The organism is Flavobacterium kayseriense (assembly GCF_014305095.1).
GTDB classification, from domain to species: Bacteria; Bacteroidota; Bacteroidia; order Flavobacteriales; family Flavobacteriaceae; genus Flavobacterium; species Flavobacterium kayseriense.
Window position 1 is genome coordinate 237,000 of record NZ_JACRUI010000001.1, and the last position, 18,102, is coordinate 255,101.

10 protein-coding genes and 2 tRNA genes are annotated in these 18,102 nt (G+C 35.3%); all 12 read right to left on the bottom strand.

Annotated elements, in window-relative coordinates; genetic code table 11:
• Nucleotides 1–83 precede the first annotated feature (83 nt).
• On the bottom strand, nucleotides 84–3,407 hold the full coding sequence (locus H8R22_RS00900; protein ID WP_187009398.1) for a hypothetical protein: 3,324 nt from the start codon (nucleotides 3,405–3,407) through the stop codon (nucleotides 84–86).
• Entirely contained in the window at nucleotides 3,407–3,937 is a 531-nt protein-coding gene (locus tag H8R22_RS00905) for a DUF4402 domain-containing protein (RefSeq protein WP_187009397.1), read from the bottom strand. The genes H8R22_RS00900 and H8R22_RS00905 overlap by 1 nt, the downstream gene beginning before the upstream one ends.
• Before the next feature lie 53 nt (nucleotides 3,938–3,990).
• A complete protein-coding gene (locus H8R22_RS00910; RefSeq protein WP_187009396.1) occupies nucleotides 3,991–4,845 on the bottom strand; it encodes a molecular chaperone in 855 nt (284 codons plus the stop codon).
• Nucleotides 4,846–4,941: 96 nt separating this feature from the next.
• Nucleotides 4,942–5,457, bottom strand: coding sequence for a DUF4402 domain-containing protein (locus H8R22_RS00915; protein ID WP_187009395.1), 516 nt, complete (start codon nucleotides 5,455–5,457; stop codon nucleotides 4,942–4,944).
• 903 nt (nucleotides 5,458–6,360) lie between these two features.
• Nucleotides 6,361–6,434: transfer RNA gene (locus tag H8R22_RS00920), tRNA-Asp, on the bottom strand.
• A 215-nt stretch (nucleotides 6,435–6,649) separates the two neighbouring features.
• A tRNA-Asp gene (locus tag H8R22_RS00925) sits at nucleotides 6,650–6,723 on the bottom strand.
• 87 nt (nucleotides 6,724–6,810) lie between these two features.
• The gene (locus tag H8R22_RS00930; protein ID WP_187009394.1) at nucleotides 6,811–7,737 is read right to left on the bottom strand and encodes a DUF58 domain-containing protein; all 927 of its coding nucleotides are present in this window, start codon (nucleotides 7,735–7,737) and stop codon (nucleotides 6,811–6,813) included.
• Nucleotides 7,738–7,897: 160 nt separating this feature from the next.
• Nucleotides 7,898–8,215 carry a thioredoxin gene (gene trxA, locus H8R22_RS00935; RefSeq protein WP_187009393.1) on the bottom strand — a complete coding sequence of 106 codons (318 nt, stop codon included), beginning with the start codon at nucleotides 8,213–8,215 and terminating at the stop codon, nucleotides 7,898–7,900.
• Nucleotides 8,216–8,546: 331 nt separating this feature from the next.
• The gene (locus H8R22_RS00940; protein WP_187009392.1) at nucleotides 8,547–9,527 is read right to left on the bottom strand and encodes an outer membrane beta-barrel protein; all 981 of its coding nucleotides are present in this window, start codon (nucleotides 9,525–9,527) and stop codon (nucleotides 8,547–8,549) included.
• Nucleotides 9,528–9,701: 174 nt separating this feature from the next.
• Nucleotides 9,702–14,234, bottom strand: coding sequence for a DNA polymerase III subunit alpha (dnaE, locus tag H8R22_RS00945; protein ID WP_187009391.1), 4,533 nt, complete (start codon nucleotides 14,232–14,234; stop codon nucleotides 9,702–9,704).
• A gap of 443 nt (nucleotides 14,235–14,677) precedes the next feature.
• Nucleotides 14,678–15,511, bottom strand: a complete 834-nt coding sequence (locus H8R22_RS00950) for a hypothetical protein (protein ID WP_187009390.1) — start codon at nucleotides 15,509–15,511, stop codon at nucleotides 14,678–14,680.
• An 81-nt stretch (nucleotides 15,512–15,592) separates the two neighbouring features.
• Nucleotides 15,593–18,102 (bottom strand): T9SS type A sorting domain-containing protein (locus H8R22_RS00955; protein WP_187016523.1); only part of this gene is annotated, 2,510 nt, incomplete at its 5' end.

The window sequence follows — 18,102 nt, forward strand, 5'->3', positions numbered from 1 at the left end:
GGGTATTAAAAAATAAAAATGCATTCTAAATAATCGTTAAGTAAATAATCTTTTGAGACAATCTAATACACTTAAATTAGGTATTAGTTTCTATTAAAATCATATCTGACACCTTCTCTATATTTTACAATATAAGCATCTTTAATACCTTTATTTCTTATTATAAATTTCATTTTTTTCGCCTCCTTAATTGTAGTAAATCTTCCTGAAACATACCTTATAAGGTCATCCTCTATCAATTCATAATACACTGGAGCAAAGTCCTCAAGACGTTCCGAAGGTACATAATTTTTGAATACACCAATTTGTATACTGAAAAAATCATCCTTGTTGTCAAAAATCCTTCCGAATGAAGTATTCTTTTTAGTATTAACTTGACTTTCCAATGCATTCGTAGTAGGATCACCCTTTATTTCATCTACTTTTTCAGTATCTAATTTAAGTTCCGGAATTTGCTTCCCGTTTTGATATGAAACGACTGAAGCATTAGGAATCCCACTAAATACAAGTGTGTTTTTTGCAATAACAGCCCTTTCCATGCTTCTAAAAAAACCATAATAATATTGGAAGGTACCATCCGCCAATTTTTCATAAAACACAGGGTCAAGATTTCGCAATTTTTTTGGCATGGTATTGTCTTTATAAATACCAACCTTAATACTGTAAAAAATTTCCTCGGTATTAGAAATCTTCTCAAATGGGTTTGCTGTTTTGTTGTCCACAATAGTTTCCGCCTTCTGACTAGTTTGAGAACTACTTGCATCAATGCTTTCAGTCAATTCTTTAACTTTTATTTGAAAATCTAGTCCTTCCACAATTGTCCCATCTTCGGATACCTCTATATCCGCAGAATATAACTTAGGACTAGATTGATAATCTAGTTTAGTTAACTGCTTATCATCAACTCGAACTGTATATTTTCCTGGTTTTAATCCCAAATAGTTAAAATATCCGTCGGATTCGCTTAATGTTTCGGCAACTATTTCGCCTACCGAATTTAATATCTGCAATGATATGCGACCTAGGCCTTTCAATTTATCTTCCATGTTAAAATAAACCATACCACTTACCTCTCCCATAACTAAAATAGGTACTTCTATTTTTTTATACTGATTTGGGTCTACTAGAATTTGGTAGGAATGATGCTTAAATTTCCAGGAAATATTTTCTAGTTCGGCATCAGAAAATCCTATATTATAGTTTACAAAGGCATTCAGATCAGAGATCCTTACAATGGAATCTTTTTCACTGCTAATGGCTTTACCTCCAGAGACCCTAACTTTACTTAGAAACACCATTCTTTCTCCTTTGTCTCGTTTTCCGTTTTGATTAATATCTAAAAACGGATATAACAAAATACCCCCTTTACCAAGTGCTGAATTAATTCCTTTATTCACGTAGCCATTATCCCCTCCAAAGGCTAAACTTCCTTGCGCGCCCTCAGAAAAACTCATTATATTACTTGTGGAACTAGCTGAGACATTAGTACGCGCAAATGGTAAATCATATTTAAAATTAAAAAATAAATTATTAGTAGAAAATTGAACGTTCCTTTCGTACGAAGCAGAAACAGACATTTTGGCTACTCTTTTTTCAATCTCTACGCGATATCGAATGATGTTAGAATCTGTGATGTTATACTGAAAAGAAGGACGAACCGTTAATCCATTACGCATTCGATGCGAAAAAACAACAGTGGAACTTATAAACGGATCTCTCTCAGTAATCCAGTTAGAAGACAAAGTAACGTTAGAAGAGTAGTTTTTATACCTTCCCGAAAAGACGGCATTAAATTGATTAAAATCAAAAGCATCATACGAATATTTGATAAAATTAAACTGTGTACTACCAGAAACATTAGCCCTTGTAAAAGGTAGTGTTAGTTGTACTTTTAGCTCTTCGTTCGTAATATTTAATGTCGCTTTTTGGCCCTTAAAATAATTAGTATAATCAACTTCTAAAAAAGTATTTCTGCCGAAATAATAATTTAATAATCCACTGTAACTTACATCATGAGCATATTTCATTGTAAGCACCATTTTAGTAAAAGGCTGAAAGGCTACGTTTGCGAATGGAATAGCAGGTTGATCACTCAGCTTTGATAAATATTCAACACCTCCACCTACTGTTAGAGATTTGGTTACACCATAATTAAATTCTCCCCTTCCAAACTGACTTCCAGTTTCATCCTCTAGTACACCCGCGCTAACATTGTATTCCATAACGTTAACAGGCATAAAAGTGTAAGGTGTATTCATCGTACGTTCTTCTACTCTTTCTTCGCCTAAAAGGCCATAGAATTTGAGTTTTAGTGTTGTATATCCATATATAATTGGTACTTCAAAAACATATAATCCTGACGCATCGGATGACGTATAATTCACAAGAACATCGTTTAGGTAAAGTTCTACAGTCCAATTGGGCTCTGTATAATCTCTAATGATGTAAGTACCTTTAGCTTTTCTAACCGAATTGGGCGAGTTCGTGAAACTTGCACCCACTAATGGAGCTCCTAAAAAAGAAATACTTTGCGTAGGAACCTTCCCCACTTGAGCTTGCTTTATGTATTTGCTGTCATTATCTACCCAGCGCCAATTATAATAAAGCTGCCTTCTATCAAATTTTGTTTGGTCATAATAATTAAACCCTAATTTCGCTTCTCCATACAATAATTCAGTTCCCAGTCCAAGTGCGTAGTTATTTAATGATTTTTGTCCTGTTATTTGATTGGTGTAAACAGCCCAGTCTACTGCTAATCCATTAATTAGGTGGTAATTTCTACCGACAACAGTATCCGATATAACTTCATTCTGAGACTGAAGCATCGATACATTTTGCCTAATTTTTTCAAGTCTTGCCTTTTTAACCAGTGGTAATTCAAAATTAGCATCCATTACAATAGACAAAGAACGGTAATTGAATATCATATTTAAACCAAATGCTTCGTTGAGGAGATTGGATTCTACATAAATTATATCAGTTTCCTTAAAAAGACCATTTGGAGAGTAAATACTAGTTTTTCCTATACTAATTTTTCGTTCTTGAAAATCAATCACGTAAGGCCTACTTTCATTTTCAATAAATCCAGTAAAATAATCTTCATTAGCACGCCTAACACAAGAAACACCCAATTTATTAAACAAATCTGCTATATCAATATATAGTTTGTTGCTATCAGTGATTAAAACATCTACTTCAATTTTCCCATAACCTTTAATGAATAATTCGACAGGAATTTCATCAAAAGAAACGATAGGTTCTAGTTCTTTATCTTTAAAATCAATAGTTCCTTTACCCTGAGCAACTGAAAACATCATAAAATAAAATAACAACACTAAGCCAACTCGTATTTGGTTAGCGAGCCCACTTGTATTAAGTTTTGAAGTTTTTACATCAAGTCCGATCATTATTGTTGGGTAAAAGTCAAAGGAAAACTCCCAATGTAAACACCTTGCACGGCATTAGCAGGTACGATAAGCGTTCCTCCAGCTCGAATTATCGTTGTGAAGGTGCAGTTCGTATCAACAGGAAAAGAGCTGCCATTTATTAATACATCACCCAATCCATCTCTTTTAGCTTCGCCAATAAGCAGTTCTAACTGACCACCATTGCTTCCATTAATATTTACAGAGTAAACATTATTTAAAGTAACAGTCCTACCCTGACAAAGCTTAATTTCAAATATCGCAGGAGTTACAGTACTATTATCAACAGAAACTACGCCGCCGGTTGTACTAACATTTCCTTGAAAATCTACCTTAATTGATCCAGCTCCTGTTACATAAAATGTACCAAAATCAATAGGTTGTGTGGGAATCACCGTAATTTCACGCTGAGGCAATCCAGGTTGTGCGTAGAGAGTATTTATAAAAAGAAAAAACAGTGCAACTGCTAGCAAATTTAATAAGTAGGATTTATTTCTTTTCTTCTTTATCATTTTTAATACTATTTTCTAACCTGTAAAAACAGAATTTCTGTACAGAAATTAATTTACAAGCTAAAGTCGCCTTCAGCAAGAATTTTTTTACTTTCATTTTCAGTAAATACAATTTTAAACGAACCGCCTTTAAAGTTTACGTCCTTGAGTGCGTTTAATTTAATAATCATATTTCGTTGGTTTCCAGGCAGATAAAGTCCTATACCTTTGACACTACCTACTTCATAACTTTTATTGTTAGGTGCTATATAATTAATTATAAAGTCTCCATAAGCAGACATGTTTCCGTTCCGGTTCAACTTAAATTGTAAAAAATCTTCTTTATCTTTAGATTTAGAATATTGAATATCCGAAATAGAGACTGTAGTTTTACCCTCCCCTTTGCGGAATATACAGGCTATGGATATACCAAAAATGGCCTCTAATTTCACAGAAACCAAAGGTTCTTTTTCTTTACTTTCTTTACTACCTAACGCAGAATTTTCTTTTTCAGCTCTAAAATACAAGTGAGAGCGATATTCTCCATCAGAAAGCCCTTCTGTATTGTATGTTTGAACTTTAAGTATTTGTGACTCATTGGGTGCTAAAGTCACTGTACGCGGATAAACCCTAACATGAGGAGAGGCAAAGCTTAAACCTGGTTCTTCCTCTTTAATGGATAGTAGCTCCCCGTTTTCATTCATCTTATATTCAATAAACGAAACATTATACACTGCGCTGTCTTTACCAGTGTTTGAGAGCACTAGTTTTTCCGACTTTTTTTTACCATCCAATACTAAGCGCTTCGGATATATAAGTAAATTACCTTGCGCAAATATAGAAGTACCAAAGGAAATTAAAAAAACGAAAAATAGTGAATGCCGAAGCAATTTCTGAAATAAAAAAGAATATTTATCCTCTGAATTCATAACAATTAAAATTTAAACTTTAAAGGTGCTAATACAACAAAAACCCAAATACGCATTAAACTGCAGTATTTGGGTTTTTAGTAGCTAAAGAAATTTTTAGTTGTAATTAACAGTCACTTTCAAGTCTGCTGTATTTGTGTATACACCTGCTAATTGTGCTCCAATTAAATTCAACTTACCACCAACAAAAATATCTTGCGTACCTGCTGTAAGCGTTCCATTAGCCCCTACATTGTTCCCAATATTTGTTACTTGCATTGTACTAGTGGTATTAGTGTGCGTAAGGGTGATAGCAGTTGGTATACTAATAGAATAGGCATAACCCGCTTTACCAGTAACAGTGAATTTTGCCGAGGTAATCGTTCCAGGGGTAGCTGCTGAAAAAGAAGCACCACCTGTTGCGACTCTTCCACTAGCATAATCTAAAGTAACAGTACCATCTGTACCATTTGTCGAAATATCACCAAAATTCATATCGACAACTTTAGTAATTGCAATTGGAGTAATAATTGTTGCAGTTGCAGTTGCAGCTCCACTTACAACAGTTTGAGCATTTACATTGACTGAAAATGCTGCGATAACCAATATCGCTAATAAAGTAATTTTTTTCATAATAATTTAAAGGTTAAAGAAAGAATTGGGATCAATTTCTATATTTTGTTTCTAATAATTGGTCAAAGATTAATGATATGATTTAATAAAAATAAAATTTTAACTAAAAATTTTGCGTTTTATCGACAAACTACATAAAATATTTACATTTGAAAGATATTTCTTTCTGATCAGTTAAGTTAAAACGAACTAATGCAATATATTTTAACAATAATTACCCTAGGTTACTTCTGATAAAATTATCTTTTTTACTGTTATTACATGTTGAAAGCTATACGGTAACCTTTTCTCTTTAAAGTAGATCAACTCCAAAAAGCTATGGATAAAGTTCATAAGAAAGATCTTTACAGAATAAAATTATAAAACTCAAGTTAGAATCAATTATTCTAACAAACGTTTTATACTTAGCTGCATAAAAAATTAGTAAGATGTAATAGAGAGGATCCTTACGTGGCCGATGGATAATGGATACAATCGTTGCCTCACTATATTTAACAAGTTAACATCGCTGGTTGAGAATGATAAGATTGACTCTACCATGTCTATTGAAAATAGTTTATGAAAAAATCTATTAAAAAACACAAATACCTCATGCATCATTGTATCACAATATATCCTAAGTACTAGACAAACTAATGACCACTAATAAATAAAAAACAAAATCAACATTGAAGCTCTAACAATAAAGTGAAGAGTAGTTAGAAACATTTATTTACATACTACTCCAAAATCAAAAAAGCCATCCATTTTCTGAAATAATTCAGAATATATGGAAAGCTTTTCATTGGTCTAACTACTAAACCCGCTACGAGTTACAAATTCGTAGCAAACAACACAACTAACGTTAAATACTTTTTAGGGGCAAAAAAGCGATTCATCTCTGAATCGCTTTCCCCATTGTAGCGGTCTGGACGGGACTCGAACCCGCGACCCCCTGCGTGACAGGCAGGTATTCTAACCAACTGAACTACCAGACCCACTCTTTATTTTCGCTACAAAAAACTGTAGTTTGTAAGAACAAATAATCTATTTTACTTTTAAAAAAGCCATCCACCATAAGTGGAAAGCTTTTCATTGGTCTAACTACTAAACCCGGTTAGCTTACAAAGGCTAACCAAACAACACAACTAGCCTTAGATACTTTCTTGGGGCAAAAAAGCGATTCATTTCTGAATCGCTTTCCCCAATATCGCGGTCTGGACGGGACTCGAACCCGCGACCCCCTGCGTGACAGGCAGGTATTCTAACCAACTGAACTACCAGACCTACTGCTTTATTGCGGTGGCAAAGATACAATGAATTTCCGTTTACGCAAGTGTTTTGATTAAAAAAAATAAAATAATTTTACTTACACTATCCAAAGTTTTGTTTCTCAGCTAAATATGTAATCAATATTTTTTCAAAATTATCGCCTACACTTACTGGAACGTATTTAATTTTATTTTGACTACACGTCATCTCTACTTTTTTAAAGTACAAGGCCGCTTGTTTTTCATACTCTTCCTTAACATTATCCGCATAAACAGATAATTCTTCACCAGTTTCTACATCAATAAACTTACGAGCTGCGTTATCAAAATCAAACTTCAACTCTGTCTTAGCGTCAATAACATGAAACAAAACTACTTTGTGCTTGTTATGCTTTAGATGCTGTAAAGCACTTAACAACTTTTCTTCCTCTTCTGTTTGAAACATGTCCGTAAACAACACAATCATAGACCTGCGGTGGATTTTCTCTGCTATTTGATGTAAGTACGTAACCGTATGGGTGCTTTTCTTTTCTTTTGACTGTTGCAATAACTGTTCTAGTGCATTAAGAATCATTCTATGATGACGATCGCTACCTTTTTCAGGAGCATAATATTCGTAACTATCTGAAAAAACGCTTAAACCTATAGCATCACGCTGTTTCTTGAGCAGATTCATCAATACTGCCGATGCCAACACTGAAAATCCAATTTTACTTTCGTAAAAATTTTGATTGGCTTTTAATTTAGGATAATGCATCGACGATGAATTGTCTACAATGATATGACAGCGCATATTAGTTTCTTCTTCAAAGCGTTTCGCATACAAGCGATCCGTCTTAGCGAATAGCTTCCAGTCGATATGCTTAGTGCTTTCGCCGACATTATACACTTTATGCTCTGCAAACTCAGCCGAAAAACCATGAAACGGACTCTTGTGCATGCCCGAAATAAATCCTTCGACCACCTGATTTGCTAACAATTCTAAGTGCTGAAAACTAGCTATTTTTTCTACTTGAGATTCGATCTTCATATTCCAAAGTTATTAAAAGATTCTAAGATTTAAAAGCTAAGGTGAATCTAATAAAGTATAGCCAACAAATGAGGTAAGGTTTAACAAAAAAAGGCTTGACTATTGCCAAACCTTTTAAGTGAGTTAAAAATAAACTCTATAATAAGTTATAACCTTACGATTACAACAATGCGTCTAAACTATCCGCGTACGTTTGCTTAGGAGCTACTCCTACTTGCTTCCCTACTACTTCACCGTTATGAAAAACAAGTACTGTTGGTATGTTTCTCACGCCGTATTTTGCAGCAAATTCTTGGTTTGCATCTACATCAATTTTACCAACTACGACCTTTCCTTCGTACTCGCTACTCAATTCATCAATGATTGGCCCAACCATTCTACAAGGTCCACACCATGCTGCCCAAAAATCTACCATTACTGGTTTATCTGATTTCAAAACTACTTCTTCAAAAGTAGCATCTGTTATTGCTAATGCCATAATATCTTTATTTAATGTTTATCGTTTTATCAAAAATGTAAAACTGTACTACAAAGTTAGAAATTAAAAACAAACTAGACACCATCACCGAATTAGTTTTACTTATAAATATATCATAAATAACTATTAAAACAGTCTCCAATTGCTAATTTATTACATTTTTTAAAGCTATTTCCTGCTCCCGAAAGAGTTCGGGACGCTATACCTTTTTGGCAGATACAAAAAAAAGATACAACTACGATCAGGGATAAAAGTCTAACTAAAAACATTCTTCATAAAAAAAGACCCTCTACACAGAAGGTCTTAAATTTAATTTTGAAATCCTTAAAAACTATAAGCTTAGTTTTAAACCTAAAGTTAATCCTAAACCACTAATCCCAACGTATGAACTTAACTCATCCTTTTCTTTACTAGAAGAATAAGTAGTACTATTGAATTCACTATTATTTGAATTTGCATCTAAACGATCTACGTAATTGGTATGAATAGCAGAATAAGATGCATCTGGACGAAAAGTTGTAGGCGTAGTTAATCTATCAACACCGTTTTCTGTATAAATCTCTGTTTCTTTTGTTTTTCCGTGCACAGTGAAATTACGATATTCTAATTCAGCAAAAGCAGAAAGATTTTTTGCTAATTTGTATGAAGTACCTAAAACCGCAGTAAAACCTAAGGTTGGATTTGGCTTAACCACGTCTTTAGAGTAAGCTAAAGTTTCAGCAACCTGATTTGCACCCACCAACGTTCTGTAAGACCTATCTGTTTCAATTGTTAAATCACCATGAATAGGAAGTATAACACCAACTTTAGTATATGGTTCAAAACCATTAGATTCTCCTAAAAACAAAACTAATGCTGGAGCAAGATCAAAGGCTCTAATCGTTCCTGTTGCCGTGAAATCTAAATAAGTTGCAGCTGTAGTCGTAGTATTATAACCTATTAATCTATTGGTTGTCTGTGCCATAGTTTTTGAGTTACTTGAGTAGTAATTAAGTCCCATTTCAAAACCTACACGAGTATTAAATCTAAAACCTGCCACTAAACCTGTTCTAAAACCTTCCCCAAAAGATCCAGTAACTCTTTCTCTTGAAGCTAATTTATTAGCCCCTACACCACCCACGTATACATCTTTATTTGGCAATTGACCACCAACTTCTGGAAATTCAGTCGCTGCAGTTTGTCCAAAATACGATCCACCAAGTTTTAAATACCAACCTCTCTCAGGTGAGCTTGTTGTTTCATCTTGTTTAGCTTGCCCAAGCATTGTCATTGAGCAAACCATCATTCCTATTAGGATTAACTTCTTTTTCATAATGTATAGTATTAACGTTTATCAACAAAGCTACTTAAAATCATACTATATTACAGACAAGGAAGTAAAGGTTTTGAGCGAATTCTTTAAAGTATAATTTTAAACTGTCACAACCTTAAATGTAGCTAATAATTAACTTAAATCCTACGTTTTTTTCCTTTAATTAACGAAAACCTAATTTAGCTTAAAATTAATTTGCATCTTCTCTAACTCTTGAAGCAATTCATTTGAAATCTTAATTTTTAATTTTCGGCTTGGCATAGTTACCTTAGTAACAACTTTAATTTCCTCAACCTCTGTGATCTGCGCCTCCCTTAAAGTATTACCATTTCCAGAGTCCTCCATTTCCTCGTCAAAAACAGCATCTTCGATTTCTTCTATCACCGGAACAGTTTCTACTAGCTTTTTAATTTTCTCTAACTCCATTATCTCAAAACTAACCTGATTGTCACCTTTGTTATCAAAAAATAAGTGACCAAGCTTGTGTATAAAATCCGTTTCAAGATCTTTAATATTAAGCAGAACAATTAATCGTTTCGCAAACGTCTCTAAAACATCTTGCAAATACTGCACTAAAACAAATTGAATTCTAGGTTCACTTTTTTTACCGGTATCTTGATTTACCCAACCATCCTTCACTAAAACCTTCATGAAGGTAAAATTATTTTGAATGATGAAATGACGGAATTTCAAATATTCTTCACCAAAAATCCTGAATTCATAACTCTCATCATAACCTTCGAGGGTAAACATGCCCCACCCTTTTCCGTTTTTTGCCACGCGGTGCTGAACATTATTTATAATCCCTCCGAAAGCAAGCGTCTTGCCCACGTAAGCCTCTAAGTTCTTTAGTGCTTCGAGCTTCGCATTACAAAAATATTTCATTTCAAACCTATAGTCGTCAAGCGGATGTCCTGAAATATAAATCCCTACAACTTCCTTCTCCTTGGCCAGTTTTTCCATGGTGCTCCAATCCTCACAAGGTGGAACGATTGGCTCCGCAATTTGCACATCACTACTTTCTCCAAACAAACTTACTTGTGAAGAGTTTTCGTTCTCTTGGTATTTAGCTCCATATCGAATTGCCTTTTCATAAAAGGTGATTCCGTCTCCTTCATCATGAAAATACTGTGCTCTCGTGGTTCCTAAAAAGGAATCAAAACCTCCTGCTAAAGCTAAATTCTCAATTGCTTTTTTATTAGCTGCTCTTAAATCAATGCGCTTGGCAAGATCAAAAATAGACTTATATTTTGCCTCTTTTCTATTCTCAACAATTGTTGCCACAGCACCAGAACCAACTCCTTTAATGGCTCCCATCCCAAAACGAACGGCATAATTATCATTTACAGTAAACTTGTAAAAAGATTCATTTACATCCGGTCCTAATACTTGTAGGCCCATACGCTTGCACTCCTCCATAAAAAAGGATACTTGCTTGATATCGCTCATATTATTAGAAAGTACAGCTGCCATATATTCAGCAGGGTAATGCGCCTTCAAGTAAGCAGTTTGATACGCAATCCACGCATAGCAGGTAGAGTGCGACTTATTAAAGGCATAGCTCGCGAAAGCTTCCCAGTCCTTCCAAATTTTCTCGAGAATCTTAGCATCGTGTCCTTTGGCGGAAGCCTGTTCAACAAATTTTGGTTTCATTTTATCAAGAACCTCTTTTTGTTTCTTACCCATCGCTTTACGCAAAACGTCGGCTTCACCTTTTGTGAAATCGGCCAAAGATTGTGACAAAAGCATCACCTGCTCTTGGTAAACGGTAATTCCGTAAGTTTCTCCTAGATACTCCTCACAAGCATCTAGATCGTATTTAATTTCTTCCTCTCCGTTTTTTCGTCGAACGAAAGAAGGAATATATTCCAATGGTCCTGGACGATACAACGCATTCATTGCGATCAAATCTCCAAAAACCGTAGGCTTCAAATCCTTCATGTATTTTTGCATTCCAGCCGATTCGTATTGAAAAATACCAACCGTTTCTCCTCGCTGGAATAACTCGTATGTTTTTACATCATCAATAGGAAAAGTATCTGGATCCAACTGAATTCCCGTACGGTATTTAACCAGCTTAACCGTATCTTTTATCAACGTCAGGGTCTTCAAACCCAAGAAGTCCATTTTTAACAATCCGGCACTCTCTGCTACTGAATTATCAAACTGCGTTACATATAAATCAGAGTCTTTTGCTGTGGTAACCGGTACGTAATTCGTAATATCTGAAGGCGTGATAATCACTCCACAGGCGTGAATACCGGTATTACGCATAGAACCCTCCAAAATTTTTGCTTGCTGAATGGTTTCACCCGCTAAATCACCTTCATTTGCAATAGCGATCAACTCCTTTATCTTATCAAACTCCTCTGATGACTTTAATGATTTTTTAACTTCATCTTCACTCTCAGAAATAAAACGAGCCAAATTCCACTTTGAAGGCATCATCGCTGGAATTAACTTGGCAATCCTGTCCGCTTCAAACAATGGTAAATCCAGTACACGTGCCGTATCACGAATAGCCGACTTAGTTGCCATTTTACCATAAGTAATAATTTGTGCTACTTGGTTCGATCCATACTTTTTGATTACATAATCCATTACACGACCGCGACCTTCATCATCAAAGTCAATATCAATATCGGGCATAGACACACGATCTGGATTCAAGAAACGCTCAAAAAGCAAATCATACTTAATTGGGTCAATATTGGTAATCTTTAAACAGTAGGCTACCGCTGATCCGGCTGCTGATCCACGACCAGGTCCTACAGAAACATCCATTTCACGAGCTTTTGCGATAAAATCCTGAACAATCAAGAAATACCCTGGATAACCGGAGTTGGAAATGGTTAATAATTCAAAATCCAATCGTTCTTGAATCGCTGGCGTTAATTCACCATATCTTTTTTCAGCACCCACCATGGTTAGATGACGTAAATAAGCATTTTCACCTCTTACACCATTATCCTTCTCATCTTCTGGATTTATAAATTCCTGCGGAATATCATACTTAGGAAGCAAGACATCACGATACAAAGAGTAAATCTCTACTTTATCTATAATCTCCTGAATGTTTATGATGGCATCTGGCAAATCAGCAAAGAGTTTTTTCATCTCCTCTCCTGATTTGTAATAATACTCCTGATTAGGCAAACCATATCGATAGCCACGGCCACGACCTATAGGTGTTGCTTGCTTTTCTCCATCTTTTACACATAATAAAATATCGTGGGCATTCGCATCTTCTTTGTTTAAATAATAAGTATTATTTGATGCAATTAATTTAACCTCGTGTTTTTGAGCAAACTCAATCAAGGTTTTATTAACCCTATTTTCATCCTCTTGATTGTGACGCATGATTTCGAGATAAAAGTCGGCTCCAAATTGCTCCTTCCACCAAATCAATGCTTCTTCAGCTTGATTCTCTCCAATATTCAAAATCTTACCTGGAATTTCTCCGTATAAATTTCCGGAGAGCACCATAATATCCTCTTTGTATTTTTCTACAATTTTCTTATCGATACGAGGCACGTAATAAAACCCATTGATATTGGCAATAGATGCCATTTTGGCTAAATTATGATACCCTATTTTATTTTTTGCTAATAAAACAACTTGGTAACCATTGTCTTTTTTGGTTTTATCTAGGTGATTTTCGCAAATGTTAAACTCGCAACCTACTATGGGCTTCATCTCTGTTTCAGTAGGTTCTTCACCACTTTCTACCAAGGCTGCATTTTTGGCGGAAGCCGATTTATTGTGATTCATTACTGCACTCACAAAGTGAAAAGCACCCATCATGTTAGCAGTATCCGTCATGGCGACTGCAGGAAATCCGTTTTTAGCTGTGGCTGCCACCAAAGGACCGATACCAATAGTGGACTGCAGTACCGAAAACTGAGTATGATTGTGCAAATGCGCATATTTGGCCTCCGCCAAAACTTTTTTATTTTCTAGAAGCTCTCCTTTGGATATCCCAGATCCTTGCTTGTCTCCAAACTGCTGCCTGATTTTATCTGAAGCTTGCTTAAGATTAATATGTTTAAGACCGATAAGCTGGACTTCTCGTGGGTTCTTAGATTGAAAATCTTGAAAATAAGAAGCTGGAACATCTAACTCTTCCTTAGTAAAAATTTCTTTTCGAATCAACTCCAAGAAACAACGCGTAGTTGCCTCCACATCGGCAGTGGCATTGTGCGCTTCTGAGAATGGCTTATTGAATAAAAACTGATGCAATTCAGTTAATGTTGGCAATTTAAATCTTCCTCCACGACCTCCTGGCAATTGCAAGAGTTTAGCAGTTACCTCTGTACAAGTATCTAAGACTAGCATGGATGCCATGGGAGAATCCACGCCCATACGGTAAAACTCTGCTCCCATGATATTGACATCAAAACCTAAATTTTGCCCCACAATAAACTTTGCTTTCCCTAAGACAACATTAAATTTCTCTAGAACTTCGGTAAGAGTGATCCCTTCAGCTTCAGCTAACTCTGTAGATATTCCGTGAATGCGCTCCGCATCATAAGGAATATTGAAACCGTCCGGTTTCACCAAATAATCTTGATGCTCGATCAGATTACCCATCTCATCATGCAATTGCCACGCGATTTGAATACAACGCGGCCAGTTAGCCGAATCAGTAACGGGTGCGTCCCAACGTTTTGGTAATCCTGTAGTTTCAGTATCGAATATTAAGTACATAGTTGTTATTGAGCAGGTTGCAACTTTTAGTTTTTACTAAAAATGAATTTCAAATTTAGGTTTTTTTCAAGCCAATGTAAAGGTAAGTTATTAACAAATGTCAAGACAGTCTACCTCACTAATTAAGAGATCAAGCTAGAAACTTGTCTATTTCATCTAGTCTGCTGCAGATGCTGTTTTTAGCAAAAGCATCTGCCTTGTTTCGCTTCGTTTTAGTATATAAATTATTTTGCAGGAACCTCTTTAATCTTAAACACTTTTGTTTTTGCCTTATTTATTGCATTAGGCAACAGCCTATATATCAGCCTTTAAATATTTCACCTTTATAATAAACCTACTTGATGCTAGGTCTTTTCACCCTTAACCTTTATCACTGTCTATATTTTATAAACTAAAAAAAGGTCTTGATTTCTCAAGACCTTTTTTTGATTTATAAAGTACGGTTATTTAAAATTCCAGCCTAATGTTAATCCAAAAGCAACGGGTTTAATAGTAGCATTTTTATCCGTGCTATACAATCCGTTTACTTCTCTATTAGCTGTTCCTGTTTGATTATAACCGATAAAAGATTCATTTTGTTTTTGATCAATAACTGATTTGTATCCAGTATCTAAGAACATAGCCGCATACAATGAATGCTTAACACCCATCTCAAAAGTAAACCCTAACTCAAAAGTGCTCATTAAAATTCCTTTGGTTTCATATTCTCCCGATGCAGTGTAATTGTTCTGACTTCCAAAACCAAACGCAGGCAAGTTATCAATGAATAAATTAACATCTGGATAGTATCCTACTCCTCTAACGGATGTTGCTGATGCTTCGATTTTATATTTGATAGGGAGAAAATATTTGACACCTGCTCTAAAATTAAAATCTATTCCCTTATTAATATTCCTTTTGTATTGCACAAAAAGCGGAATTTGAATTGCCTCTAATGTTTGCTTCTCATTATAATCTACCGCAGTCACATTGTAATCAAAGGCTGAACCCGTTACATCAACTTCGTAATTTGTCAATGTAGCTGTTGCTCTACCTAAAGAAACATTTTGATTGTATTGCGCAAACTCTACCCCTGAACCTATACCAAAGTGCTCTGATACAGAATAAATATAACCCGCTTTTACTGCCCCGCCTAACCTATGCCCAGCAGTGGCTCCCTTAACATCAGATTGTAGGTTCCCAATTCCTGATTGAACCCCTACATAAAACTGAGCACTCATTCCCGTTGAGAACAATAGTATTGCAGTTCCTAAAATATTTTTAGCATCAAATCTCATACGTTTTTCTATTTTTTTTAATTAGAATAATCCGTCCTCATTCCTGTGGAATGAGAACTTCATACTCTTACTACTTGTTTATTAATTTTTAACTAATAGATTTTTTGTGAAGTACTGACCATTACTTAATGTCAGTTTTACAATATAAATCCCTTCAACGCTTGGAGCAATCAATTCTACCGAATTCTTGTCTACTATTGAATTTGTAATCACCGTGCCTAGCATACTGATTACAGTAACTCGTGCATTTATCAATTTAGCAGCGGTAAGATTAGTAGTTAATTGGTAGCTTGAATTAGCACGCACTGGGTTTGGAGCTACTTTAATAAATTCTTGCTCAATTGAAGGTGAAAAACTAATTGGGCATGTGGTTAAAACTGTACCATCATTTTTAGTCGCTATTGCATAATAACTACCATTTAGAGTGCTACTATCAGTAAAGTATTGAGCCGTTTGGCCTGCAACTAAAACACCATTTTTGTACCATGTATATGATCTGAAACTATTTGAACTGTTGTCAAAGAAAATAACATTGTCAAAATGTTTTCTCAGTAAATTTGGTTGACTATTTACTACTGTTATAGTAGCTGTTCCGTAAGCAACATTTCCGCTCTTATCTGTAACTTTTAAAGTAACAGTATTAATCCCTACATCACCACAACTAAACAATGACTTATCAAGTTCATAAGAAACGATGCTACAATTATCTGTTGAACCATTGTTTACTGCAGTAGCTGCCACTAAAACATTTGAAGAAGCATCTAATTGAACGGTAATATTTTTAGTTACAACCGTAGGTGCTATTTTATCTTCAACCGTTACAGTTGCCGTTTGAGTAGCAACATTTCCGTAAATATCGGCAACTCTTAGAGTAACCGTATTGGCACCAACATTAGCACATGTAAAACTGGTCTTGTCTAAAGTAATCGTTGCAATACCACAAGCATCTGTTGAACCATTGTTTATATCAGCAAGGACAATTGAAGCAGTACCAGCTGCGTTTAATTGTATGGTCTTGTTTTTAGTAACTACGACAGGAGCTACTTTATCCTCAACCGTAACAATCGCAGTTTTGTTAGTAACATTTCCGCTCTTATCGGTAACTTTTAAAGTAACTGTGTTTTCTCCAACATTAGCACAGGTAAAATTGGTCTTGTCTAAAGTCAAAGTCGAAATTTCACAATTATCTGTTGAACCATTGTTTACATCTGCAGCAACTATTGAAACAGTTCCAGCAGCATTAAGCTGAACGGTGATGTTTTTAGTAAGTGCTACTGGCGCAATTTTATCTTCAACGGTTACAATTGCCGTTTCAGCAGCAATATTTCCATTAACATCTGTAACTTTTAATGTAACGGTATTTGCTCCAACATTAGCACAGGTAAAACTAGTCTTGTCTAAAGTCAAAGTCGCAATGCCACAAGCATCTGTTGAACCATTGTTTACATCTGCAGCAACTATTGAAACAGCTCCAGCAGCATTAAGCTGAACCGCGATGTTTTTAGTAAGTGCTACTGGCGCAATTTTATCTTCAACGGTTACAATTACCGTTTCAGCAGCAATATTTCCATTAACATCTGTAACTTTTAATGTAACGGTATTTGCTCCAACATTAGCACAGGTAAAACTAGTCTTGTCTAAAGTCAAAGTCGCAATGCCACAAGCATCTGTTGAACCATTGTTTACATCTGCAGCAACTATTGAAACAGTTCCAGCAGCATTAAGCTGAACAGTAATGTTTTTAGTAAGTACTACTGGCGCAATTTTGTCTTCGACAGTGACAATTGCCGTCTCAGTAGCACTATTCCCATTAACATCTGTAACTTTTAATGTAACGGTATTTGCTCCAACATTAGCACAGGTAAAACTGGTCTTGTCTAAAGTCAAAGTCGCAATGCCACAAGCATCTGTTGAACCATTGTTTACATCTGCAGCAACTATTGAAACAGTTCCAGCAGCATTAAGCTGAACAGTAATGTTTTTAGTAAGTACTACTGGCGCAATTTTGTCTTCGACAGTGACAATTGCCGTCTCAGTAGCACTATTCCCATTAACATCTGTAACTTTTAATGTAACGGTATTTGCTCCAACATTAGCACAGGTAAAACTGGTCTTGTCTAAAGTCAAAGTCGCAATGCCACAAGCATCTGTTGAACCATTGTTTACATCTGCAGCAACTATTGAAACAGTACCTGCAGCATTAAGCTGAACAGTGATGTTTTTAGTAAGTACTACTGGCGCAATTTTATCTTCAACTGTTACAATTACCATATCAGTAGCAATATTTCCATTAACATCAGTAACTTTTAATGTAACGGTATTTGCTCCAACAGTAGCACAAGTAAAATCGGTCTTGTCTAAAGTCATTGTCGCAATGCCACAAGCATCTGTTGAACCATTGTTTACATCTGATGCAACTATCGAAACAGTCCCTGCAGCATTAAGCTGAACAGTGATATTTTTAGTAAGTACTACTGGCGCAATTTTATCTTCAACTGTTACAATTGCCGTCTCAGTAGCAATATTTCCATTAACATCAGTAACTTTTAATGTAACGGTATTTGCTCCAACAGTAGCACAAGTAAAATCGG